The sequence below is a fragment of the Pusillimonas sp. MFBS29 genome (genome assembly GCF_020687695.1).
Taxonomy (GTDB): domain Bacteria; phylum Pseudomonadota; class Gammaproteobacteria; order Burkholderiales; family Burkholderiaceae_B; genus Pusillimonas_C.
On the sequence record NZ_JAJEWL010000014.1, the window covers coordinates 1 to 23,116 of the forward strand.

Genomic DNA, 23,116 nt, shown 5'->3' on the forward strand with positions numbered 1-23,116 from the left:
CAATGCTGTTTATGGGACTCGGCGTCATGGGATTTTTCAATTGGTGGATACGTCATGAGTAAGTTGTAAGTGTATTTATACTTATAGAACATTGCTTAACGATTAGCAATTATGGAGATCGCTAATGGTTAAGTAATTATAGTGCGCCATTCTGGTATTTTATGGGACGGTGTGAGACAAATATTGTCAAGAGAATGACTTCTCAATCATCAGATGCCGGATGCTGATCATCTTGTTTGTAACCATTGTGGGGTACGTGAGCAAGGATAGAGATCTCCGCTACCGCAATGGTCAAGCCCAGGCCTGGCGTCGGCGCTTAGTGGCGAGGCCACCATTGCCGTGCCCAACGGATCAGGCGTGATTCAAGATTACAAGGTGCCCAAAATAGACCGCATGATGGGTGGCGGGATGAACGATGGAGGCATGATAGGCTGTTGACCGATGATGGTGGAGGAGGCGGTCCAATGGGAAGGTCAAATGCACAGTGAAATGATGCATGCCGTAGGGGACATTATGATGAAATATGCCGATAAACCTTGTCCTTGCCTAATTAATTAGCCTGAGCGTGGCTGTTGTCACTTGCGCGTGCTATGGTAGATCACTAAATATTTCGTATTCCTCATTGCCACGAATGTGTGCATGATCATGCTTCAAAATGGCGTAGGGGACACAGGCGCCACAGTGGCGTTAATCATTTTGCCTATACTAATCGTAGTATAGGCTGATTCTGCCTGGGTTCTGTCTTGGAATAATTGCTCAAGACGATCTAATGCCGTGGATTGCCTTATGCGCCATCGTTTGTATTGCGCTAGGCCATGATGCCCGAAGATGTTTGCGGGCTGAGCGCGTAGCCAGTACAATCTGTCACGCGATGAAAAAACTGCTTCTCCTCTTTATGCTCGTCATGCTGCCGCTCCAAAGTTCTTGGGCGATTGTGGGCGTGTATTGTCAGTCAGAGCAGTCCTTGTACGTAACTCCCTGTTACGACGATGCGCAAGAGACCCTGGTCGATGCAAGCGGCGGTGAAGATGAAAATACATCGACCACGGCAAAGGCAGACCATGTGCATTCTTGTCATGGCTACTGTATGCCTCTAATCGGGGTTTCACATACAGGCACATTCCTTCCTTCTTCCAGCTTAGCGCATCGATTTATTGATTCGCGGCCTCCATTGGCAACAATCAGTGAACGGCCCGAGCGGCCCAAGTGGTCGGACGTAGCCTAAGTTGGCACGTCGCTGATTCGTTCTCATCGTCCATCTTATTCCGAGCCGTCGAGTCCTTGTCTCGACCGCACAGGCTGCGCGTGTTATGCGCGCTTTAGCTCGAAAGAGAGTCTCGCTGTAACGCTACGCTTGCTGCCAGCTTTGGCACAAATGAATTGGGGTTTGGGTGCGCGCCTTAACCCTAAGTAAACCTGTGTATATCACGCACAGCTCAACATTGTCGGCAGTGGAGACCTTTCAGTTGTTTAGACTTTTAATACTGGTGGACGATGATGCTTGAAGGCATCAATCTACAAGCCCTGCGTGGTGACCGCAGCCTCTTCGAGCGCCTGAGCTTTAAGATCAAGGCGGGCGAATGTCTATTCGTCCAAGGCGAGAACGGCAGTGGCAAAACCAGCCTTTTGCGTGTGTTGGTGGGACTAACACCGCCATCGGACGGAACCGTTTTCTGGAAAGGACGCCCCATCAAGCTGCTTGGTGACGAGTATCGACGCACGTTGCTTTATTGCGGCCATCTTTCTGGACTTAAAGATGAATTAAGTGCCATGGAGAATTTGGTTGCTGGGGCGGCGTTGGCGGGCGACCCAGTTTCTCTTGGTGCCGCACGTGATGCTTTACACGAGAGCGGGCTGCGCGATAGGCAGGATCTCCCCGTACGATTCTTGTCTCAAGGACAAAAGCGGCGCGTTAATTTGGCCCGATTGCTGCTCCAACCACGTGTGTTGTGGGTACTGGATGAACCTTTGGCAGCATTGGATACTAAGGCAGTACGATGGCTCGCTGAAGTGATTGACGCACACCTGGAGTCCGGCGGAATTGCCGTCATAACAAGTCATCAGAGCATGGCGCTAGCAAGCACGACACACGTTATTCGGGTGGGCGTATGAGCGACACGTTTGGATTGTTCGCGCTTTGTGGGGTTATAAGACGCGACTTGAGGCTCGCCATGCGCCGTAAGTCGGATGCGCTGACGCCGCTTTTTTTCTTTGTCATTGTGGTGAGCCTGTTTCCTTTGGGCATAGGTGCTGAACGCGACATCTTGCGCCAGATTGCGCCAGGCATACTTTGGGTAGCGGCCTTACTGGCGACCATGCTGTCGCTTAATCGGCTGTTTGAACAGGACTATGCCGACGGCACCCTGGAGCAAATGGCCCTTTCACCCGCTCCGTTGGGAATGCTGGTGCTCGGCAAGGTGACGGCGTATTGGCTGTTGACGGGTTTGCCCTTGACCTTGCTAGCGCCGCTACTGGCTGTGCAGTTCGATTTACCACTCCCTTCCTTACTGGTGCTGGCAGCGTCGCTGGCCATAGGTACGCCTGTACTTGGTTTTATTGGTGCGATCGGTGCAAGTTTGACTCTGGGCCTGCGAGGTGGGAGCGCTCTGGTTGCCTTGCTTGTACTTCCCCTTTATGTGCCGGTTCTGATCTTTGGCGCGGGTTCGGTAGACGCCGCCGCTGCCGGCCTGGGCGCAACGGCGCATCTATCGCTGCTGGGCGCTGTGCTGGTTTTAACTGGCTTTTTTGCCCCGTGGGCCACAACCGTGGCATTACGGATTGCCTTGGAATAATGAGTAAGTGAATGATTAATTGGTTTAAGTATTCATCGCCCAAAATGTTTTACCCCCTAGCTGGCAAGCTAATTCCATGGTTTGCAGCTGCTGCCGCGATTCTGTCGATCATAGGGATGTACGTGGGTTTCTTCATGGCGCCCACCGACGCCCAGCAAGGTGAGGGCTATCGCATCATCTTCCTGCACGTGCCGGTCTCCTGGATGTCGATGTTCATTTATTTGGTTATGGCTTTCTGGGCCGCGATAGGGCTGGCATTTAAGAATCGTTTAGCGGCCATGATGGCCTCGGCCTTGGCTCCCACCGGCGCCATGTTCACGTTTCTTTCACTCTGGACGGGGGCCTTGTGGGGCAAACCCATGTGGGGAACCTGGTGGGTCTGGGATGCGCGCCTGACCTCGGAGCTGATTCTTCTCTTCTTGTACATCGGCTTTATGGCGCTTCAGTCAGCGATTGATGAGCCACGGCGCGCGGATAAGGCCGGTGCTGTCCTTGCCCTTGTCGGCGTCGTCAACATTCCAATCATTTATTTTTCGGTGCAGTGGTGGAACACCTTGCATCAAGGCGCATCTGTTTCGCTGACACAAGCGCCTTCAATGGCGGCGCTCATGCTAATTGGCATGCTGCTTATGGCCTTGGCGTCATGGATGTATGCGGTGGCGATCGCACTGATGCGCGTGCGCTGCATCATTTTAGAACGCGAACATCATGCTGGATGGTTAGACGACTTGAGGGAGGTAAAGCAATGAACTGGACGAGTCCTGCTGAATTTTTTGCCATGGGCGGCTATGGGCAATACGTGTGGGGGTCAGTCGCCGTCACCCTGGTCGTTCTTTGCGCCGAATGGCTCTTGCTGCGCCAGCGCCGCAAAGCGGCTTTGTCGCTGGTGAAGCGCCAGTTAATCCTGAAGGAAGAGGAATTTCGATGAAAAATCGCCATAAACGCCTCGCGCTTATTGCTGGTGGCTTGGCCGCGTTCGGCATTGCCACAGCGTTAGTACTTAATGCTTTTCAGAGCAACCTCGTGTTTTTCTTCACGCCTACGCAGGTGAGTGCCGGTGAAGCACCCCAGGAGCGGACGTTTCGCGTCGGAGGCATGGTGCAAACCGGCAGTGTGCAGCGCCAAAGTGATGGGCTCACGGTGAAATTCGTAGTGACCGATACCGCCAAAATGATACCGGTCAGTTATACGGGAATACTGCCCGACCTATTTAGTGAAGGCAAAGGGGTAGTGGCCCAAGGCAAGCTCGGGGCCGATGGGTTGTTCCGGGCAGAAGAGGTGCTTGCCAAACACGATGAGAACTATATGCCCCCTGAAGCGCAGCATGCGCTGGATGAGGCCGCCAAGAACACGATTACTGCGAGGCCATAACGCTCATGATTCCTGAAATCGGTCATTTCTCACTAATTCTGACGCTATTTGTAGCGCTAGCCCAGGGCTGCTTAGCCCTCGCTGGTGCGGCGCGTGGCAATGCGGTCTGGATCTCCTTTGCTCGGCCTGCCGCGCGCGCGCAGTTCCTTTTAATTATTGTTAGCTTCGCGACGCTTGGTTGGTCCTTCATCGTTAAGGATTTTTCGGTGGCTTACGTCGCCCAGAACTCCAACTCGCAATTGCCCTTGCTTTACCGCATAGCCGCCGTCTGGGGCGGCCACGAAGGATCGCTCTTGCTGTGGCTGCTGATGCAAACAGGCTGGGCGTACGCAGTAAGTGTGTTCTCAAAGCAACTGCCCGATGTCATGGTTGCACGCGTATTGGGAGTGCTGGGCCTGGTCACGGCTGGATTCCTGCTCTTTGTGCTGCTTACCTCTAACCCGTTCGAGCGCCTGGTACCTGCGGCCATAGAAGGTATGGACCTGAATCCGCTACTGCAAGATATTGGACTGATATTTCATCCGCCATTGCTGTACATGGGGTATGTCGGATTTTCGGTGGCGTTCGCATTTGCCATTGCCGCACTGCTAGCGGGGCAGCTCGACTCGACGTGGGCCCGTTGGTCCCGGCCCTGGGCGACGGCAGCGTGGTTATTCCTGACCTTGGGTATCGCCTTGGGAAGTTGGTGGGCGTACTACGAACTGGGTTGGGGCGGCTGGTGGTTCTGGGACCCGGTAGAGAACTCTTCGTTTATTCCGTGGCTGGTGGGTACTGCATTGATTCACTCCCTGGCGGTAACTGAAAAGCGTGCCAGTTTCAAGAACTGGACAGTGCTGCTTGCCATCAGCACGTTCTCGCTTTCATTGCTGGGGGCCTTTCTCGTACGGTCAGGCGTATTGACGTCAGTACACGCCTTCGCCACCGATCCGCGCCGAGGTGTGTTCATTTTGATGTTATTCGCCGTTGTGGTGGGCTCGTCCTTGTTTTTATTTGCGCTGCGTGCGCCCAAAGTGGGTATGGGTGGACGGTTTGAACTGATATCGCGTGAATCGCTCTTGCTAATGAACAACGTGTTGTTGGCCGTAGCAGCGGGTGCCGTCATTCTCGGCACCTTGTATCCGCTTTTCATTGATGCGCTCGGGTTAGGCAAACTTTCGGTGGGGCCGCCCTACTTTAATGCCGTTTTCATACCGCTGATGGTGCCCGCGTTGCTTCTCATGGCGGTAGGCCCGGTGGCTAACTGGAAGTCAGCCAAGATAAGCGCTCTGATAAAACACCTGCACGTTCCGGCTGTGGTGGCGCTTGTGGTCGGTGTTGGCGCACCGTTTATGCTGGGGCGTTGGTCGGCGTTGGCGGCTTTAGGCTTGGCACTGGCCACGTGGATTGCCACTGCGGTGGTTAAGGGCATCTTTGACCGTATGCGGGCTACGCGCACTGGGCTGCGAGCCCAACCGCTTAGCTGGCTAGGCATGCATCTGGCCCATTTGGGTATTGCCGTGTTCGTAGCGGGAGTGACACTCGTCATGGGCTATGAAACTGAACAGGACGTGCGTATGACGCCTGGCAGCACGGTAAGCACAGGGGGCTATGAGTTGAAGTTTCTAGGCGTCAATAAAGCACAGGGACCTAATTATGTCGCAGAAGTCGGTGACATCGAGTTGTCACGCGATGGTCGGATCTTGCGTCTGCTTCATCCCGAAAAACGCAGCTACATCTCCTCCGAAATGCCCATGACAGAAGCGGCTATTGATGCCAACGGTTTGCGTCACGTGTACGTCGCTCTGGGTGAGCCGCTTGCTGACGGCGCCTGGAGCGTACGTGTTTACTACAAACCATTCGTTGACTGGATCTGGATAGGTTGCATCTTGATGGCGTTGGGTGGGTTATTAGCTATCAGTGATCGCCGTTATCGACTTAAGCGTCGCGAACGAAAGGCCGCCTTGGTGGCTGCAGGGGCCACATCATGAGTCGCTTTGTATGGCCGTTGGTTGCTTTTGTCGTGCTGGTCGGCTTCCTGGCTTTCGGTTTGACCCTCAAGCCCAGCGAAGTACCTTCGCCTTTGATTAACAAGCCGGCACCGAATTTCACGTTGCCCCAATTGGCGTCGCCCGAAGAAACGTTTTCACCGGAAGCCATGAAAGGCAAAGTGTGGCTGCTGAACGTGTGGGCTTCTTGGTGTTATGCCTGTCTTGAAGAGCATCCCGTGATTACGGCGTTGGCTAAAACGCACGGAGTACCCATAGTTGGTCTTAACTACAAGGATGTACGCGGGGAAGCGATTTCGTGGTTGGAACGCCATGGCAATGGATATGTCTTGTCCGTATCCGATACGCAAGGGCGCGTGGGTATTGACTATGGCGTTTATGGCGTACCTGAGACCTTTGTTATCGACAAGGCCGGGCTCATTCGTTACAAGCACATCGGAGCAGTAACCGAGACTGCGGTGCGCGACACGCTTCTACCCCTGATCCGAGAGCTTGAAAAATGAAACATTGGTGGTTGACATTGTTGTGTGCCGTTATTGCCTTGCCATCGTGGGCGGATAGCGCGGCGACGGAAAAGCGCATGCTGAATATCGCCGCTGAATTGCGGTGTTTGGTGTGCCAGAACGAGTCGATCGCAGCCTCACGCGCCGACCTGGCCGTGGACTTGCGCCAACAGATACGCGAGCAGATCCAGGCTGGCAAAAGCGATACCGAGATCAGAACCTATATGGTTGATCGTTATGGTGATTTCGTACTCTATCGCACGCCATTAAAAGCCACCACGCTATTGCTATGGTTTGGCCCCATGTTGCTGCTGGCCTTTGGGCTCCTCGTTCTGGCGACAACATTGCGTCGCCGCAAAAACAGCGTGGCTGATGCATCGCTAAGCGACGATGAGCGCAAGAGAGCGCAGGCGCTGCTAGCGCAAACCACGGACAACGGAACATCACCATGAATTTTATTTTTATCCTTATTGCTGCATTACTTGCAGCTAGTGTCACCTTATGGCTAGGGCTGGCTCTGTGGCGTGGCCCTAAACTAGATAGCAGTCTTGAACATCACGCCGTTAATGCGAGAGTGTTGCGCGACCAATTGGCTGAGCTGGAGCAGGATCGTGCGAACGGCATATTGTCTTTGCACGATCATGCTGCGGCCCAACAGGATCTGCAACGACGTGTGCTCGATGAGGCAATACCAACTAAGGACACTGGGCTATGGCGCCAGAGTAGCAAACCAGCAGCGATAACATTGGCCATTGTCCTGCCAGTAGCGGCAACGCTTTCCTATCTGGCGCTAGGAAACCCTGCAGCCATTACGCCACCGCCGGCGCAAAGCATTCCTGCCATGACACAAGCCGATGTGCAGGCCATGGTGGATTCGCTGGCGGCGAGGCTGGCGCGCAATCCTGATGATCCAACTGGCTGGCTCATGCTGGGGCGCTCTTATCGCTATTTTGAAAAGTATGAAGATGCTGCGGCGGCCTTTTCCAAAGCGGCGACCGTCATTCAGTCGGATCCTCTGGCGCTGTCGGAATATGCCGAAACACTCGCCAGAAGCAATCAAGCTGGATTTAAGGGGGAGCCGACGCAATTGTTGGAGCGCGCACTATCGCTCAATCCTCGGGAACCGTTCGCTCTCACTTTGGCGGGGGCTGCTGCGCTGGAGCGTCAAGATTACCCAGCAGCGATTGATTATTGGCAACAGTTATTCGAGTTACTTCCGCCAGATTCGGACGCCGCGCAGGCTGTCGAAAACACAATCAAGCGTGCGCGTCGAGAGCAAGCCGAAGCAGTGACCTCTGAAAACTGATGGGTGGAGAATGATGAAGAACTCTTTTAAGATAATTATTTGGGTAGCAGTGGTGTTAACGACCGTGATCACTATCGCGACAGCTTTATTTTTTTACCAACGTAATAATGCGTCCAAGGCTCTCCCAGACGGAATAGTTAACGTTGCGATGGACACCGCGGTGGATATAGATGGGCAGCGCTTTACGCGCTGGAGTACGCCACGTGATCTTCCGTTGTTCTCCTTTCAAGATGCGAGCGGCAAGACCTTGACCTTGGCCGATTTTCGAGGCCGTGTTGTTTTGCTCAACATTTGGGCTACCTGGTGTCCGCCCTGCAGAGAGGAAATGCCGTCGCTGGATCGGCTCAACGCCAAGCGCGGTGGTCCAACATTTGAAGTGGTAGCGTTATCAATTGACCGCGACCCCGCGCAGGTCAAATCCTTCTATCAGGAGTTTGGCGTACAAACGCTGCGTGGATATTTTGATCGAACCTCACAGGTGTCCAACATTGTTCGTGCTCCGGGGGTTCCTACAACCTTGCTGATCGATCAAGAAGGTCGTGAGATAGGGCGCGCATTAGGACCTGCCGCTTGGGATAGCCCACAGGTCGAAGCTTTGATCGATGCCGCGCTGTTGTCTTCATCGACCAAGGCAAACGACGGTGAGAAATAGCCATGCGACTTATTATATTATGGGAGAAACGCGATGCTTGAGCTAACCGCCATCGGACTATTGACCGCGTTTGTCGCAGGCATCGCGTCGTTCTTATCGCCATGTGTTTTACCGCTCGTACCGGGTTACCTCTCTTATATAGCCGGTGGCTCAGTGGCGCCTGGCGCGTCGTCAACAGAGGCACGCGCCGCACGATGGCGAACGCTGGGTCTGAGTGCATGTTTCGTCCTGGGGTTTTCTTTGGTTTTTCTGGTCCTAGGTGCCAGCATCACAGCGATCGGGCGCTTGTTTTTATCCTACCGCTATGAGCTCAATATTGTTGCAGGGGTCATTATTGTTGTTGCAGGCCTACTGATTATGGGGGTGGTGCGAGCCCCCGTATGGACGCAGCGCTACTACCGTTTCGAGCCAGGGGCAGGTGTTGGGGGTAATCCGTGGTCCGCTACCGTGCTGGGTATGGCCTTTGGCTTTGGTTGGACCCCATGTATTGGGCCAGTGCTCGGCGGTATTCTTGTGCTGGGTGCCACGTATCAGAGCGTAGGCCAGGGGATGCTGCTGCTAGGTGTTTATGCGTTAGGGCTTGGCGTACCGTTTCTCCTGTCAGCCTACTTCATGGCACCGTTTATGCGTCGGCTCGGCGCGCTACGCCGAACCGGCCGCTACCTACAAATAGTCACTGGCGCGATTCTGGTGCTGATGGGCATCGCCGTGGCCAGCGGGCAACTGGTCCGTTTCGCAATTTGGCTGCTCAAGATGTTCCCGGCCCTTGGAAGTATTGGCTAAGTACCCTCTACCTTCTGATAGCCATCGCCATTACAACCCTTGCCTCCTCTTTTTGAAACGTATTGTTAAGGATCAACCTTTATGGTAACCACCAATCAACTTTCAGGGCCTCGGTGGGGCCGAGTATTTGCGGCATGGGTTATCGCTCTGACCGCAACGTTAGGTGCCTTGTTTTTCAGTGAAGTCATGGGGTTCATCCCTTGCGAGCTGTGCTGGTATCAGCGCATTTTTATGTTTCCGCTCGTTTTTATTCTGGCGGTGGGCCTCGCAACCTCAGATGTGCGTGTCTTTGTGTATGCGTTACCGATGGTCGCTGGCGGCTGGTTCGTGGCGCTCTATCACAATCTACTTTACCTGGGCGTTATTCCTCCAGCCCTTCAGCCTTGTGGGCAAGGCCCGTCTTGCGCTGAAGTGAATTTAAACCTTTTTGGTTTCATTTCCATACCTCTATTGTCATTACTGGCATTTACGGCAATCGCCGCGCTTCTCTTCGTAAAAAAAGGTGCTTTAAAGTGAAAAAACAAACAGTTCTTGTCTTAACCAGTATCCTGGCGGTTATGGTTTTCGCCATTAGTGGCTTCGTTTACGAGCAGAGTCAGGTTCGTAAAAAAGCGCAGTTAGCCAGTACAAAAACTACAGAATTCGAGCGGATGCATTCACCCGTATATGGTCCTACCGATGCGAAAGTCACTATCGTCGAATTTTTTGATCCGGCATGTGAATCCTGCCGAGCGTTTTATCCTGCCGTCAAAGACCTCGTGAACGTCAATGGTGGCAAGGTGAAGCTCGTTGTTCGTTATGCACCATTTCATGAAGGCTCCGAGGAGGTTGTTAAGATTCTTGAAGCGTCCCGATTTCAAGACAAGTACTGGTCGACATTAGAGACCGTTCTACAGATGCAGCCGCAATGGGCGTCGCATGATAACCCGCAGGTAAATTTGATCTGGGATTATCTGAAGGCGTCGGATCTGGACATTGATAAAGCGCGCAAAGACATGAGCAAACCGACAATAGAGGCTATCGTCGAGCAGGACAAGGCCGACCTTCGCGCACTACAGATAACTCAAACTCCAACTTTTTTTGTTAATGGGAAACCATTACCCAAATTTGGTTTTGAACAGCTTAAGACGCTTGTGGAGCAAGAAGTCAAAGTTGCTTATAAAAAATGAAGGTTGTAACTCTAGAGCTACCAATATTAGTGGACGCACTTAAGGGCGCGTAAACCAACTTTTTTATAACTGAGTATGCCGCCCTTGGAAAGACTTTTTATGAACAAACTAATGCTTGCCTTCGTGCTCGCGGTTTTGCCCATGAAAATTGTCGCCATGGGCGCCAACGACGCGAGAGGCTCGTCTGAGTTGCGTCATGATATTACGAGTAGTCATGGTAAAAGCACGACAATCGGCCGACTGGGCGATCTAGCTAAAGTGAATAAGACAGTGGCAATCATTGTAAACGACACGACTCACTTTACGCCTAGCCTGATCGACGTCAAAGCGGGCGACACAGTTTTATTCGTGGTTAAAAACACTGGCAAATTCTCTCATGAAATGGTTATCGGTTCTATGAGTGAACTCAGAGCGCACGCCGCCTTAATGCAAAAAGCACCCAATGTCGAGCATACTCAGCCGAATATGATTACGCTTAATCCGGGTCAGCAGCGTAATGTTGTCTGGCAGTTTATCAAGTCTGGGAAGACGGATTTTGCTTGCCTGATCGATTGGCATCTCAAATTTGGCACGCTTGGGGAAATACAAATCGATTAACGAGCCGCGAGAAAGTCCGCATTGAGCGCGTGTCAAACTGCTCTTCAGTGTGGCAAATAATTATCAACGCACATTATTCGATGGATTTTATCGATGAACGTCACAAGTATTTATCTGATGGTGATCAGTGCTCTCATTTGCTACTCTGCCGTGCAGGGTGGTAGCTACCTGTTCGAAGCCAAATTGCCGGTTAAAGACAAAAGTTTTAATCTTGATCAAATTGCGAAGCGTCGAGAAAAACTGTCGCCGCGAGCTAAGTTGGTCATCAGAAAAGCCTATGCTGCAAACAAGATTTCACGCTGGGGCAGGTGGTATCTGAGTCGCCAACAGTGAACCGTTGCAGGAAGTAAACGCAAGTGATAGGTGCTAGCATGCCTGGAGCTAGCCATCCATTTGGTTCTGCATCAATGCTGGCACGTCGACCGGCGATTGGTTAATCGATGAGCTGACCGTGGCAGTCGCTTCATGAGTCAGCTAGCTAAAGCCATAATAGAGAGACCGTTGCTGGCCGCAGTTCAGGTCACTGGTTCGTTCCAAATCAAATCGCCCATGTACTAAAAGTAAGCGTCATGTGAAGGCCGCCTAGTCGCGACGGCTGAATCAGTCCAAAGTGGTGCCCACCAAAAAGTAGTGGGGATCACAATGTCTACAAGTGAAGTGCGGGTCTCAAACCGCAAGGGTCGGCCCAACTATCCACTTGCCTACAAGCGCGAGGTGGCGATGGCGGCGTGCGCACCGAATGTTTCGGTCGCGAAGGTGGCCCTGGCCCATGGGCTGAACACCAATATGGTGTTCAAGTGGCGACGGGAGCTGCGTGCCGGCTTGCTGGGTAGCACCGATGGCTGTGCGTTGGTGCCGGTGACGTTGCCGTCGTCGCCCGCAGGCGCAATCAAGGCCCACGATCAGGGCGAGCCGCAACCGGTCGATAACACACCGGCAACGGACAGCCACATTGAGATCGAGCTGAACGGGGCTCGCGTGCGGGTGCATGGCAGGGTGGATCCGATCCAACTGCGGCTGGTTCTACGTTGCCTGCTGCCGGTATGATCGCGCCGCCTTCTGGTACACGCATCTGGCTTGCCGCAGGTGTGACCGACATGCGTCGCGGCATGAATGGACTGGCAGCGCTCATTCAAACCACGCTGGAACACGATCCGTTCTCGGGCCATGTTTTTATCTTCCGTGGTCGGCGCGGTGATCTGGTCAAGCTGCTGTGGTGGAGCGGCGACGGGATGAACCTGTACGCCAAGCGGTTGGAGCGTGGTCGCTTCGTCTGGCCGCAAGCCCAAGACGGCAGTGTGCATTTGACGGGCGCGCAACTGTCGATGTTGCTCGAAGGCATTGACTGGCGCCGCCCCGAGCGCACGTGGCAGCCAACAAGGGCAGCATAGGCATAGAGCCAGTACAAAGCTATTTCCAGGGTGATCGCCTTACTTTATACTGGCGTGCATGCCCGCCAACGCCTTGCCCAACGACGTCGATACACTCAAGCGCATGCTGGTCTCGCGCGATGAGACCATTGCCAAGTTGGTGGCGGAAATTGCCCGTCTGAAACGCTGGCAATATGGGCGCTCTTCAGAACGCATGAGCGAACTGATGGATCAGTTGCAGTTGGCTCTGGGTGATCTCCCCGAAACTGCCGACGAATCATTGCTTGTCGCTGAGACACCCACTGGTACCTCGCCGACGCAGCCATCTAATAACGTCACCGTCTTGCGCCGCCGGCCTCGCGCCTTCCCCACACACCTGCCGCGCGAAACGATTGTTCATGCTCCGACAGCGTGCGGGTGCCCGCACTGTGGTGGTCAGCTACGTACGTTGGGCGAAGACATCAGCGAAACGCTCGACTATGTGCCGGGCTACTTCAAGGTGCACCGACATGTACGGCCCAAGCTTGCGTGCCGCGTCTGCTCTCATATCGAGCAAGTACCGGCGCCCTCGCGCCCGATCACACGCGGCATGGCCGATGCCGGCCTGCTGGCCCAAGTTGTTGTGGCCAAGTATGCCGACCACACACCCTTGTACCGGCAAGAGCAAATCTATCGTCGCGGCGGCGTTCAGCTGGAGCGTGCCACGCTGGCCGCATGGGTGCGTGAGTCGAGCCGTTTACTGGAGCCTTTAAGCAACGCGCTGGGCCGTTATGTACGCCAGGCCGAGAAGATCCACACGGACGATACGCCCGTGCCGGTTCTTGAACCGGGGCGAGGTAAAACCCGCACCGGGCGGCTATGGACTTATGTGCGTGATGATCGACCGGCTGGCAGCCGCGCTCCGCCTGCGGTCTGGTATCAGTACTCGCCGGATCGCAAAAGCGAACGACCTCAAAAACACTTGCAAGGCTTTAGCGGCATTCTGCAAGCGGACGCCTATAGTGGCTATGGTGCCCTGTACCGTGGCGGGCAGATCGTTGAGGCGGGCTGCTGGGCGCATGCCCGGCGCAAGTTCTACGATCAGTTCAAGCATGAACCATCGCCCATCGCACAAGAGGCGCTAGCCCGCATTGGCGCCTTGTATGCCATCGAGCGGGATATCCGAGGGTGTGCCGTGTCGCTTCGCCAATCGGTTCGCCAGCGGCAGGCCGCGCCGCTGCTGGACAGTCTAAAGGACTGGCTAGAGAAAGTGCTCGCGACGGTCTCGGTTAAATCCGAACTGGCCAAGGCAATTAAATACACGCTAGGCCACTGGGCGGCACTGACCCGTTATTGCGATGATGGACGCATCGAGATCGACAACAATACGGCCGAGCGCTCGATCCGCCCGTTGGTTCTTGGCCGGCGCAATTATTTATTTGCCGGCTCCGATGGTGGTGGGCACAGCGCGGCGGTAATCTATAGCTTGATCAGCACGGCTCGGCTCAATGACGTGGAGCCCTTCGCCTACCTGCGCGCCGTGTTCGAGCGTATCGCTGATCATCCCATCAATCAAATCGACGAGTTGTTGCCGTGGCGTCTGGACCTGCTAAACGAAAGCCTGCCCAAAGCGGCGTAAATACCTCTGATCATCGACATATTGAAGCGCTGATCAAGGGTGATGGTCATGTCATGATTGGGGCGATCCAGCCGGTGCGCAATGCCGCTGTCGCCTATGACGGCAAACAAGCCGTGGCGATGCTGCGTTACCGACCAGAAGAGTCTCTGACCTCGATCTTAAAACGCCTTGATGTTGCGATTGCCACCGCCCAAGCCAGCGGCGAGCGTGTCGATGAATGGAACCAGCCTGGCGCCAAGTGGACCTAATCGATTGATGTCGTCAAGACGGTCCTGGAATGACGCTTACTACTAAAAAGTGCTTTCGAGTTATATGGCCGAGACCCGAGCTATCCTGCTACTGTATTAGCCGGTTTGATTTCACATGTTGTTATGGCTTTCTGGCTGGATTCAAATGTGAATTCAGCGTTAACGTGAGTGCCAACTGTAAGGGTTTGATTAGGTTTCTCGAGCATGGCATGGTAGCTACCCGGCTTAAACTTCAATTCTCCACCTGCCGGGATCAAAATATCATGGGCAATGCTCATTTTGCTCTTGCCGCCCTCATTGGTCGTTTGGTGTAAAGATACCTGGTCGAATTCGCCAATGGTCAAATTAGTTAGCTTTGCGTCATTCGCGCCGGTGTTCTTGATTAGAAAGTAGCCCGCTGAGGGGGTGGGTCTTGGTAAGGAACGAATCCAGCAATTTGAAACTGTTAACGTGTTAAATACCGATGCTTTATTACCATGGTTCGTATTGGGATGCTGAGCTGTCTTGGGTTGGTCTTGCGCAGGCATAAGAGTTGCATGTTCACCGTGAACGGTCGCCGCATGGGCGACCGAGGCGCCGCAAAACATCAAAATACTAAGGGCTACTTTTTTCATGGCATAGTCTTCCTGTAATTCCATAATGGGAGAAGGTTTAGTGAGCGTATCGTATGGCGCTCGATGCATAGCTATGCATCTGATAGCGTTACGAGTTTTAGCTTGAGGGAAGGTGGGCATTGTTTGGTCAAAACCCCGCACCCGATTAATTTACGTTGTCGGAAAAATATTCATTCTCAACGAGAAGTCGATCTACTTCTAATGGGTTAATCGGCTGATCGTCCATCCGAACCTCATAATGCAAGTTGTTGCCAGTCACCATTCCGGTCGATCCCACATATCCGATGGTCTTTCCTTTTGCAACGGCAACGCCTTTTTTTAAGCCCGTGGCGAACCGGCTTTGATGAGCATAGAGGGTGGAGAAATTGGCAGCATGCTCGATAATAATGACTTTTCCGTAGCCCTTTTTTCGGCCAATAAATGCAATAGTGCCGTTTGCTGTTGTTCTGATAGGCGTGCCTTTGGGCGCTGAGTAATCAACTCCACTATGGGCTATGGGTTTGTTCAGAACGGGGTGGAGGCGTAAGCCAAAATTAGAACTTATTTTTGTTTCGGCTCCTTTTATCGGGGTAAGGAGAAACGATTTACGAAGCCGTTCTGCTCTTGGGACTTCGGCGACGGCGTTTGTGTCATGAAGTTGAAACTGTTCATTGATAATAGAAAAACTTAATACCTCGGCAAACGCATTGGAAGCCATAAAAGCGCTTGTCGATAACAGAATTACGCCTGCGGCACGTACGAAATTTTGTTGAGTGATAGCTGTTAAAAATGTTTTATTCCAGGACATGAGTTTGAGTTTTTTTTAATATTTGATTGTGCCTTTGTGCAACGTGCAATGAGGGCATTTGATGAGTTAATAGGATGGAAATACAGGATTATTGCAGAAGCTATATAGCTTGCTTCATTTCGTTTCGCGGGAAAGTAAAGGACGAGAGGACAAGAAAAATAGCGCCTCCGACCACTAACACATCGGCCAGATTGAAAGCCGGCCAATGCCATAGTCCCCAGTGAAAATCAAGATAGTCTACGACAGCGCCTATACGCACTCGGTCAATGACATTGCCCAGGGCGCCGGCAATGATCGAAACATACGATGCCGTTACCAATCGATTCGTGATTCCGCGCCACAGCGAGAATAACAGTATGGCGCTCACCAGCAGCCCCACGGCGCTGAAAAAATACCGTTGCCATCCACTTGCGTCAGCCAAAAAAGAAAAGGCGGCACCCGGGTTCAAAACGTGAGTCCAGTTAAACCATGGCGTGATTTGAATACTCGCATGAAGCGGGAGGGAGGCTGAAACCGCCTGTTTAATGGTTTGATCAATTGTGGCTAAGCTCAATGCTAATAAGCACCACAGCCACCAACGGGATTTGGACGAAAATTGTTGTGCCATCCTGAGCCTAACCGGTCGAACGTTCATAATCGGCCCTGGGCATGTCGGCGGGAGCCGCGCGCACTCTTGCTTTTTTACCGCTGCGCAATAAACGCAGGCCATTAGCCACAACCAGTAGGCTGGCACCCATATCTGCAAAGACGGCCATCCACATGGTCGCTCCGCTAAAAATGGCGAGGTAGAAAAATATTACCTTGATGCCGATTGCGAAGCTTATGTTTTGCCATAGCACTGCATGGGTTTTGCGCGATAACTCCACTGTTGTCGCAATGCGATGCAGGTCATCGTTCATAATGACCACGTCGGCTGCTTCCATGGCGATATCCGTACCTGCAGCGCCCATGGCAAAACCTATATCGGCTTGAGCCAGTGCTGGCGCATCGTTAATGCCATCGCCCGTCATCCCGGTCAAGCCGTAGTGCTTTTGCATTTCTTGAATCGCGGCAAGTTTGTCTTGCGGTAAGAGATTGCCGCGCACGTCCTCGATACCTGCTTGGTGGCCGATGGTTTTTGCTGTCGCACTATTGTCGCCCGTTAGCATAACGGGTGTGACCCCAAGCGCCTTAAGGTCTGCAATAGCCGCTCGCGAGGATTCTTTAATCGTGTCGGCGACGGCAAAAAGGGCTAGCACTGCCTCGTTGGAGGCGAACAGCGTAACGGTTCGCCCCGCTTCCTCATGAGCCTTAAGAAGCGCTTCGAGCTCGGCGCTACACTGTTCACGCTCCTCGATCAAGCGATGGTTGCCTAACACGTAGTCCTCGCCCGCCACTGCGCCTTTGACTCCGCGGCCAGGAAGCGCCTCAAAGCCATCAACGTCATTGAAGGGCAGGTTCAATCCTGCGGCAATAGCTTTGGATACGGGATGGTCGGAACGACCGGCCAGGCTTGCCGCCATCGCGGCTACGCGTTCTTTTGAAACAATAGGGGAGATTACCTCCCATTCGACCAATTCTGGCTTGCCTACGGTTATCGTGCCGGTTTTATCCAATGCAACGGCTTTGAGTTTGCGCGCCTCTTCGAGGTAGGTGCCACCCTTGATCAGAATTCCTCGACGGGCTGCCGCAGCCAAACCGCTGACAACCGTCACGGGCGTAGAGATGACCAGCGCGCACGGGCAGGCAATGACCAACAAGACCAATGCCTTATAGATGGCTTGCAACCAAGTCCAATCAAAGAGCAGGGGGCCGGCTAACGCCACGGCCAACGCCATGATGAAAACAGCTGGCGTATAGATGGCGGCAAATTTGTCCACAAAGCGTTGCGTCGGCGCGCGGCTGCCCTGCGCCTGCTCCACGGCATGAATGATTCGGGCCAGCGTCGAATCGCTCGCCACAGCGGTGACCTCAAACTCCAGGGAGCCAGACTCATTAATGGTGCCGGCAAACACCGGGTCACCGATGGCTTTTTCAACGGGAATGCTTTCGCCTGTTACAGGGGCTTGATTGATCGCACTTGCTCCCGCCGTGACCGTGCCGTCTAAGGCCACCCGTTCACCTGGCTTGATACGCACGATTGTGCCGAGCGAGACATCCTTGGCTGGCATCACGTGCCAATTACCGCCCGTCTGGCGAACCTCGGCCGTTTCTGGCGCAAGGTCCAGAAGACCTTTAATCGCATTTCGTGCCCGATCCACGGCGCGAGCCTCTATTAATTCAGCGATAGCATACAAGGCCATGACCATGGCCGCTTCAGCCCATTGGCCGATTAAGAAGGCTCCTGTGACTGCGACGGTCATCAAGGCATTAATGTTAAGCCTGCCGTGGCGAAGAGCAAAAAAGCCCTTCATGTAAGTATCGAGTCCGGCCAGCCAAATCCCGATAACGGCTATCGCCATTCCAGCGATTTGCCACGGCTGGGTGTCAGGAGCGAGAAACGAAAGACTCTCCGCTCCGAAGGCAAAAACGAGCGCAAACACCAAGCGGGTAATGCCGCTCGAAAATCCGTGCTCCTGGTCACTGTGCGCCCCGGAGATGTCACCACTGTCGCCTGGTTTTGATATTTCTTTCGGATCAAAACCGATTTTACGTATCGCGGTCAAAGCCAACGGCAACACGTCAGTTGGTGCATCGATAACCAATGTGCGCGCGCCAAGCTGAAAGCCCAAGCTACGGATACCAGTAACCGGTTCGAGCGCGCGACGAATTTCAGACTCTTCAGCGGAGCAGTCCATGGTGGCAATGCGATAGGCAGTCGCGGAACCGTTTTTCCGTGGCATCTGCGGCGGCTCAGTGGGTTGGCTAGTGTGGCCGTGTGCGTGACCGCAACACGATGCGATCGTTTTGTCGAGGGTTGGCTGAGGATTTTTCATAGTGGATTTCCTTTGATGCCGCTATTAGAAACCCTACAGTGGCTTTAGGGTCAAGTGTTTTTTATTCTCTTGTCATCTATCGCCGTCGCGTCAACTAGCGGGGGCAGTAGTTGCTAGAATGCTGCTGACTTGGAGAGGTAGCTCAGAGGTCAGAGTGCGTCTTTCAATGACGAAGTCGGGAGTTCGACTCTTCCCCTCTCCACCAATAGCCGCGGCATAGCTAATTCAGGCCGCTTTTCCGTAGAAGGTAAAGTCTAATTTTCAAAGACCTTACGTCCATGATCAGTGTGACTCCATGACCAAGTCAGCGCGTCAGCCTTATCGGCAATGTAGCCAGATCATTCCAATACACGTAGGCCTTTATCTAGGCTCCTTTTTATTAGGCATGTTATCGGTACTGGCCTTTGCACCGTTTAATCTGGCATGGGTATCGGTTTTGACCTTAGCAGGTCTTTTCGGTTTGCTGTCCCAAACGCGCTGGACGCTTAACCCCACGCTCGTCGGGTTTATGTTTGGGGTAGGTGTCTTCGGTGCAGGAGTGAATTGGATTTACGTGAGTCTCCACACCTACGGAGGCATGTCTACATCATCCGCTGCGCTCGCAACGTTATTGTTTTGCGCGGTGCTAGCTCTTTTCCCGGCATTATTTGGTTTTGTGGGAAGCCGCCTTATCCGTAAAACGCAGGGTGTTTGGATTCTGGCCCCTGTTTGGGTGACGTGCGAGTGGCTACGTGGTGTGCTTTTTGGTGGCTTCCCTTGGCTAACATTTGGATATACACAAGGTTTTACTAGCCCGTTGTCTGGGTATGCCCCGGTGTTCGGTGTATACGGGGTTTCCTTTGTTGTGGCTTTTAGTGCGACGATGCTGGTGTCCTGCATAGCGCATCCCACCCGTGCTTGGCTAAAATTAGGCCTTCTCGGGAGCATCTGGGCCGCTGGCTGGGGGCTTCAGCAATTGGATTGGTCGCAGCCCGTGGGGTCGCCCGTCTCCGTGTCCTTACTCCAGGGGAATGTGCCACAAGACAAAAAATGGCGTGCGGATGAAATTGAAAATACATTAAGAAACTATGTTCAATTAGCTCGATCCTCGAAAAGCCAGCTAATTGTCCTACCGGAGACGGCAGCGCCGATGTTTTTCAACGAAATTCCAGCATGGTTCGGCGAGGAATTAACAACGATTGCGCTCGAAAATGGAGGTGATATTATTTTTGGCGTGCCTGAACAAATTCCAGGTGAAGCCAGCGCCACTTTGCAATTTAACAGTGCGGTAAGCATTGGTAATGTGCCACCCCAACGGTATCGTAAGCAACATTTGGTGCCGTTCGGTGAATTCATCCCTTTTGTAGAGCTGTTTTCCTGGATTCCCGAAGTCCTTCAAATTCCGATGGCCAACTTTTCAGCCGGCGCATCAGAGCAGCCAGTCATGCAGATAGCGGGACAGCGCATCGCGGTCAATATCTGTTTTGAGAACGTGTTCGGCGAAGAAATTATTAGGCCGGCCGCCGATGCGACCTTACTGCTGAATTTGAGCAACTTGGCGTGGTTTGGTCGTTCACTTGCTCCTGCACAGTTTGTCGAAATCAGCCAAATGCGAGCCATGGAAAATGGACGGTATATGCTGCTTGCAACGAATACAGGGCCGACCGCAATCATTGATGCGAAAGGACGACTCGTGAAACAAATCGCCGGATTCGAAAGAGGGGCTCTTACCGGGACGGCTCAAGGATATAAAGGCCGAACACCCTATAACATCGCGGGCAACTGGGCTATTTTAGTCCTTCTGTTTGGTCTAATCGGTATGGCCGCAATTGGTGGCAGGCTCGCCCGGGTTCGAACTAGACCAGGCAACCGAGCGATTGGTCCTAGCCAATGATGGTTCCCCCGACATTGCCGTACGTCCCTGACACATCAGTGTCGACATCCTCTGGCAGGACTGTGCCCAAGTTCGTGCTGAGAAGCAGCATCCTGCTTGCCTTAAACCTATACTGCCACGCGTCAAGTTGACGGGGTGAGGAAAGCGGTGTTCGCGACACGAAAGTCTCGACCTAGGACGGCTATTACCTTTAAGCTCAAATCGTTATTGAATCCTTAGAAAAAGCCACACCCACACCCAGATGGAGTTTGCGGGCCAAGCGCGTAGCCAGTACAATCTCTCACGCGATGAAAAAACTGCTTCTCCTCTTTATGCTCGTCATGCTTCCGCTCCAAGCCTCTTGGGCGGTAGTGAGCGTGTATTGCCTGCCGGAGCAATCCGCGTGCGTAACTCCCTGTTATGGCGATGCGCAAGAGGTTCTGGTCGATGCAAGCAGCAGTGGAGAAAAAAATACATCCACCACGGCAAAGGCCGACCACAACGTGCATTCTTGTCACGTCTACTGTATGTCTCTAATCGGGGTTTCACATACAGACACATTCCTTTCTTCCTCCAGCTTAGCCCATCGATTTATTGATTCGCGGCCTCCATTAGCACCAATCAGTGAACGGCCCGAGCGGCCCAAGTGGTCAGACGTAGCCTAAGTTGGTACGTCGCTGATTCGTTCTCACCGTCCATCTCATTCCGAGCCGTCGAGTCCTTGCCTCGATCGTACAGACTGCGCGTGTTAGGCGCGCTCTAGCTCGAAAGAGAGTCCCGCTGTAACGCTACGTCTACTGCCAGCTTTGTGCCGATGTACTGGCTCATTGCCTGCGATTGCCAGATTGGTTGTTGATATTCATTTTTGCAAGATCAACGGCGGCCATATCCCTGAAATAGAAGGAATCTCATGAACCCGACAGCCGTATTATTGGCTACTTTTATTTTGTCTATCGTAGGGCTGTTTGCCTTCATCTGGTCGATGCGCAAAGGCCTGTTCGATGCGACATCTAGCGGTGCACGTTCTATATTTTCAAAAGACGAAATTGGCCAGACCGAAGAGCCGTCCGCCACTGCTCAACAACGCCGCAGTTTACAAGGTGTCACCAACGCGAACGAACGTGACAGTGTGTCGCAAGAGGGCGTTTCTCCCACCGAAATCGCCGCTCGTGAAGCCGCCGATCGTTCAAGCGCTCTTCCCGCCTACGTACTTTTTGCCTGTGCTGCCGTCTGGCTGGTAGTGGCATCGGCCGCCGGCTTGCTCGCATCGGTCAAACTGCATGCGCCCGATTTGTTGACCGATACCGCCTGGCTCACGTTTGGCCGATTGCGAACCATTCACCTGAATGGCGTGGCGTATGGCTGGGCGCCCATGGGCCTGCTCGGGTTGGCTATTTGGCTGTTGCCGCGCTTGCTTCATACGCCATTGCAAGGCGGGCGCCTGGTAATTCTGGGCGCGGCTCTGTGGAACGGCGGGTTAATCGCTGGTCTGGGTGGCCTTGCGGTAGGCATTAGCGCCGGCATGGAGTGGCTTGAAATTCCCTGGCAAATCGGCAGCTTGTTTGCCATAGGCGGCATGCTGATTGGCTTGCCCCTGGTATTCATGCTGCCGCGGCGTAAAGTCCATCATTTGTACGTTTCGGTTTGGTATATGGGCGCGGCGCTGTTCTGGTTCCCGATTCTGTATATTGTGGCCAAGATCCCAGGCGTGCACTTCGGCGTCGAGCAGGCGACCATGAACTGGTGGTACGGACATAGTGTATTGGGTTTGTTCTACACGCCGATGTCCATCGCCATTATTTACTACCTGCTGCCTAAAATCATTGGGCGTCCGGTGCGCTCGTATAACTTGTCCTTGCTGGGATTCTGGACCTTGGCGTTCTTTTATGGACAGGTCGGCGCGCATCACCTGATTGGTGGCCCAATCCCTGAATGGCTCATCACCTTGTCCATTGTCCAGAGTGTCATGATGATCATTCCGGTGCTGGCGTTTTCTATTAATCAGCACTTGACGCTCAAGGGGTATTTCAGCGCTCTGAAGCACTCGCCCGTATTGCGTTTCATCTTTTTCGGCGCCTGCATGTATACCGTGGCATCAGTGCAAGGGTCGCTCGAAGCATTGCGCTCTTTGAACGCCGTTACTCACTTCACGCACTTCACCGTCGCTCATGCCCATTTAGGCATGTATGGTTTTGTATCGATGGTGATTTTTGGCGGAATTTATTTCGCCATGCCCCGCGTAGTCAATATGCCGTGGCCTAAACCAGCTCTGATTTCCTGGCACTTCTGGCTGGTTGTCGCCGGTTTTTCGATCTACATCATTACGCTTAGCATTGGCGGCATCTTGCAAGGCTTGGTTTTGCTTGATCCTGCGCGTCCCTTCATGGACTCGGTTGCCGTGACCTTGCCGTGGCTTAAAGGTCGTTCGATCGGCGGTGCCATGATGACTCTGGGTCATTTGATCTTTGCCTACCATTTGGCCCTGATGATCATACGCTCCAGCTCTGTGCCGTCCTCAGTACCGGCTCCAGCCCCTCAACAGATTACTGCCTGA

General features: G+C 53.3%; 25 protein-coding genes and 1 tRNA gene. 22 read left to right on the top strand and 4 right to left on the bottom strand.

The genetic code is table 11. The features are described from left to right. The first annotated feature begins 1,494 nt into the window (after positions 1-1,494). From ccmA to LKR43_RS15565, 19 genes are all read left to right on the top strand, one after another. Positions 1,495-2,112: a cytochrome c biogenesis heme-transporting ATPase CcmA gene (gene ccmA, locus LKR43_RS15475; protein ID WP_137236389.1), complete on the top strand. Its 618-nt coding sequence runs from the start codon at positions 1,495-1,497 to the stop codon at positions 2,110-2,112. Continuing rightward, positions 2,109-2,792 carry a heme exporter protein CcmB gene (gene ccmB, locus LKR43_RS15480; RefSeq protein WP_137236388.1) on the top strand — a complete coding sequence of 228 codons (684 nt, stop codon included), beginning with the start codon at positions 2,109-2,111 and terminating at the stop codon, positions 2,790-2,792. The genes ccmA and ccmB overlap by 4 nt, the downstream gene beginning before the upstream one ends. An 11-nt stretch (positions 2,793-2,803) precedes the next feature. Further along, positions 2,804-3,541 (top strand): heme ABC transporter permease CcmC, encoded by a 738-nt coding sequence (gene ccmC, locus LKR43_RS15485; RefSeq protein WP_227685119.1) that lies wholly within the window; start codon positions 2,804-2,806, stop codon positions 3,539-3,541. Further along, complete coding sequence (gene ccmD / locus LKR43_RS15490; RefSeq protein ID WP_013742916.1) at positions 3,538-3,720, top strand: heme exporter protein CcmD; 183 nt, start codon at positions 3,538-3,540, stop codon at positions 3,718-3,720. Before ccmC ends, ccmD begins: the two co-directional genes overlap by 4 nt. Then, on the top strand, positions 3,717-4,163 hold the full coding sequence (gene ccmE, locus LKR43_RS15495) for a cytochrome c maturation protein CcmE (protein ID WP_137236386.1): 447 nt from the start codon (positions 3,717-3,719) through the stop codon (positions 4,161-4,163). The genes ccmD and ccmE overlap by 4 nt, the downstream gene beginning before the upstream one ends. Positions 4,164-4,168: 5 nt before the next feature. Then, a complete protein-coding gene (locus LKR43_RS15500; protein WP_137236385.1) occupies positions 4,169-6,130 on the top strand; it encodes a heme lyase CcmF/NrfE family subunit in 1,962 nt (653 codons plus the stop codon). Continuing rightward, a complete protein-coding gene (locus LKR43_RS15505; RefSeq protein WP_013742913.1) occupies positions 6,127-6,651 on the top strand; it encodes a DsbE family thiol:disulfide interchange protein in 525 nt (174 codons plus the stop codon). The genes LKR43_RS15500 and LKR43_RS15505 overlap by 4 nt, the downstream gene beginning before the upstream one ends. After that, positions 6,648-7,103 (top strand): cytochrome c-type biogenesis protein, encoded by a 456-nt coding sequence (locus LKR43_RS15510; RefSeq protein ID WP_013742912.1) that lies wholly within the window; start codon positions 6,648-6,650, stop codon positions 7,101-7,103. Before LKR43_RS15505 ends, LKR43_RS15510 begins: the two co-directional genes overlap by 4 nt. Beyond that, positions 7,100-7,957 carry a c-type cytochrome biogenesis protein CcmI gene (gene ccmI, locus LKR43_RS15515; protein WP_227685120.1) on the top strand — a complete coding sequence of 286 codons (858 nt, stop codon included), beginning with the start codon at positions 7,100-7,102 and terminating at the stop codon, positions 7,955-7,957. The genes LKR43_RS15510 and ccmI overlap by 4 nt, the downstream gene beginning before the upstream one ends. Before the next feature lie 10 nt (positions 7,958-7,967). Further along, positions 7,968-8,609, top strand: a complete 642-nt coding sequence (locus tag LKR43_RS15520) for a TlpA disulfide reductase family protein (RefSeq protein ID WP_227685121.1) — start codon at positions 7,968-7,970, stop codon at positions 8,607-8,609. A gap of 33 nt (positions 8,610-8,642) precedes the next feature. Beyond that, positions 8,643-9,392 (top strand): cytochrome c biogenesis CcdA family protein, encoded by a 750-nt coding sequence (locus LKR43_RS15525; RefSeq protein WP_227685122.1) that lies wholly within the window; start codon positions 8,643-8,645, stop codon positions 9,390-9,392. 81 nt (positions 9,393-9,473) lie between these two features. Further along, positions 9,474-9,908: a disulfide bond formation protein B gene (locus LKR43_RS15530; protein WP_227685123.1), complete on the top strand. Its 435-nt coding sequence runs from the start codon at positions 9,474-9,476 to the stop codon at positions 9,906-9,908. Beyond that, positions 9,905-10,561 (top strand): thioredoxin domain-containing protein, encoded by a 657-nt coding sequence (locus LKR43_RS15535; RefSeq protein WP_227685124.1) that lies wholly within the window; start codon positions 9,905-9,907, stop codon positions 10,559-10,561. Before LKR43_RS15530 ends, LKR43_RS15535 begins: the two co-directional genes overlap by 4 nt. Before the next feature lie 99 nt (positions 10,562-10,660). Then, positions 10,661-11,158: a hypothetical protein gene (locus tag LKR43_RS15540; protein WP_227685125.1), complete on the top strand. Its 498-nt coding sequence runs from the start codon at positions 10,661-10,663 to the stop codon at positions 11,156-11,158. Positions 11,159-11,251: 93 nt separating this feature from the next. Beyond that, on the top strand, positions 11,252-11,491 hold the full coding sequence (locus LKR43_RS15545; protein ID WP_227685126.1) for a hypothetical protein: 240 nt from the start codon (positions 11,252-11,254) through the stop codon (positions 11,489-11,491). Between the two features lie 309 nt (positions 11,492-11,800). Continuing rightward, on the top strand, positions 11,801-12,205 hold the full coding sequence (locus LKR43_RS15550; protein WP_227685127.1) for a transposase: 405 nt from the start codon (positions 11,801-11,803) through the stop codon (positions 12,203-12,205). Beyond that, positions 12,202-12,549, top strand: a complete 348-nt coding sequence (gene tnpB / locus LKR43_RS15555) for an IS66 family insertion sequence element accessory protein TnpB (protein WP_227685128.1) — start codon at positions 12,202-12,204, stop codon at positions 12,547-12,549. The genes LKR43_RS15550 and tnpB overlap by 4 nt, the downstream gene beginning before the upstream one ends. A 58-nt stretch (positions 12,550-12,607) precedes the next feature. After that, positions 12,608-14,146, top strand: coding sequence for an IS66 family transposase (locus LKR43_RS15560; protein WP_227685129.1), 1,539 nt, complete (start codon positions 12,608-12,610; stop codon positions 14,144-14,146). Further along, entirely contained in the window at positions 14,101-14,394 is a 294-nt protein-coding gene (locus LKR43_RS15565) for a hypothetical protein (protein WP_227685130.1), read from the top strand. Before LKR43_RS15560 ends, LKR43_RS15565 begins: the two co-directional genes overlap by 46 nt. 80 nt (positions 14,395-14,474) lie before the next feature. Here LKR43_RS15565 and LKR43_RS15570 read toward each other — a convergent pair whose 3' ends face one another. The 4 genes from LKR43_RS15570 to LKR43_RS15585 all read right to left on the bottom strand — a co-directional run bounded on the left by LKR43_RS15570 (position 14,475) and on the right by LKR43_RS15585 (position 18,710). Next, the gene (locus LKR43_RS15570; protein WP_227685131.1) at positions 14,475-15,008 is read right to left on the bottom strand and encodes a copper chaperone PCu(A)C; all 534 of its coding nucleotides are present in this window, start codon (positions 15,006-15,008) and stop codon (positions 14,475-14,477) included. Positions 15,009-15,153: 145 nt separating this feature from the next. After that, positions 15,154-15,795 (bottom strand): M23 family metallopeptidase, encoded by a 642-nt coding sequence (locus LKR43_RS15575; protein WP_227685132.1) that lies wholly within the window; start codon positions 15,793-15,795, stop codon positions 15,154-15,156. Positions 15,796-15,895: 100 nt separating this feature from the next. Continuing rightward, the gene (gene lspA / locus LKR43_RS15580; RefSeq protein WP_227685133.1) at positions 15,896-16,402 is read right to left on the bottom strand and encodes a signal peptidase II; all 507 of its coding nucleotides are present in this window, start codon (positions 16,400-16,402) and stop codon (positions 15,896-15,898) included. 7 nt (positions 16,403-16,409) lie between these two features. Beyond that, on the bottom strand, positions 16,410-18,710 hold the full coding sequence (locus tag LKR43_RS15585) for a heavy metal translocating P-type ATPase (protein ID WP_370632136.1): 2,301 nt from the start codon (positions 18,708-18,710) through the stop codon (positions 16,410-16,412). Positions 18,711-18,841: 131 nt separating this feature from the next. Here LKR43_RS15585 and LKR43_RS15590 point away from each other — a divergent pair. From LKR43_RS15590 to LKR43_RS15600, 3 genes are all read left to right on the top strand, one after another. After that, a tRNA-OTHER gene (locus tag LKR43_RS15590) sits at positions 18,842-18,915 on the top strand. Between the two features lie 90 nt (positions 18,916-19,005). Then, entirely contained in the window at positions 19,006-20,583 is a 1,578-nt protein-coding gene (lnt, locus tag LKR43_RS15595) for an apolipoprotein N-acyltransferase (protein ID WP_227685134.1), read from the top strand. 889 nt (positions 20,584-21,472) lie between these two features. Then, positions 21,473-23,116, top strand: a complete 1,644-nt coding sequence (locus LKR43_RS15600) for a cbb3-type cytochrome c oxidase subunit I (RefSeq protein ID WP_137237401.1) — start codon at positions 21,473-21,475, stop codon at positions 23,114-23,116.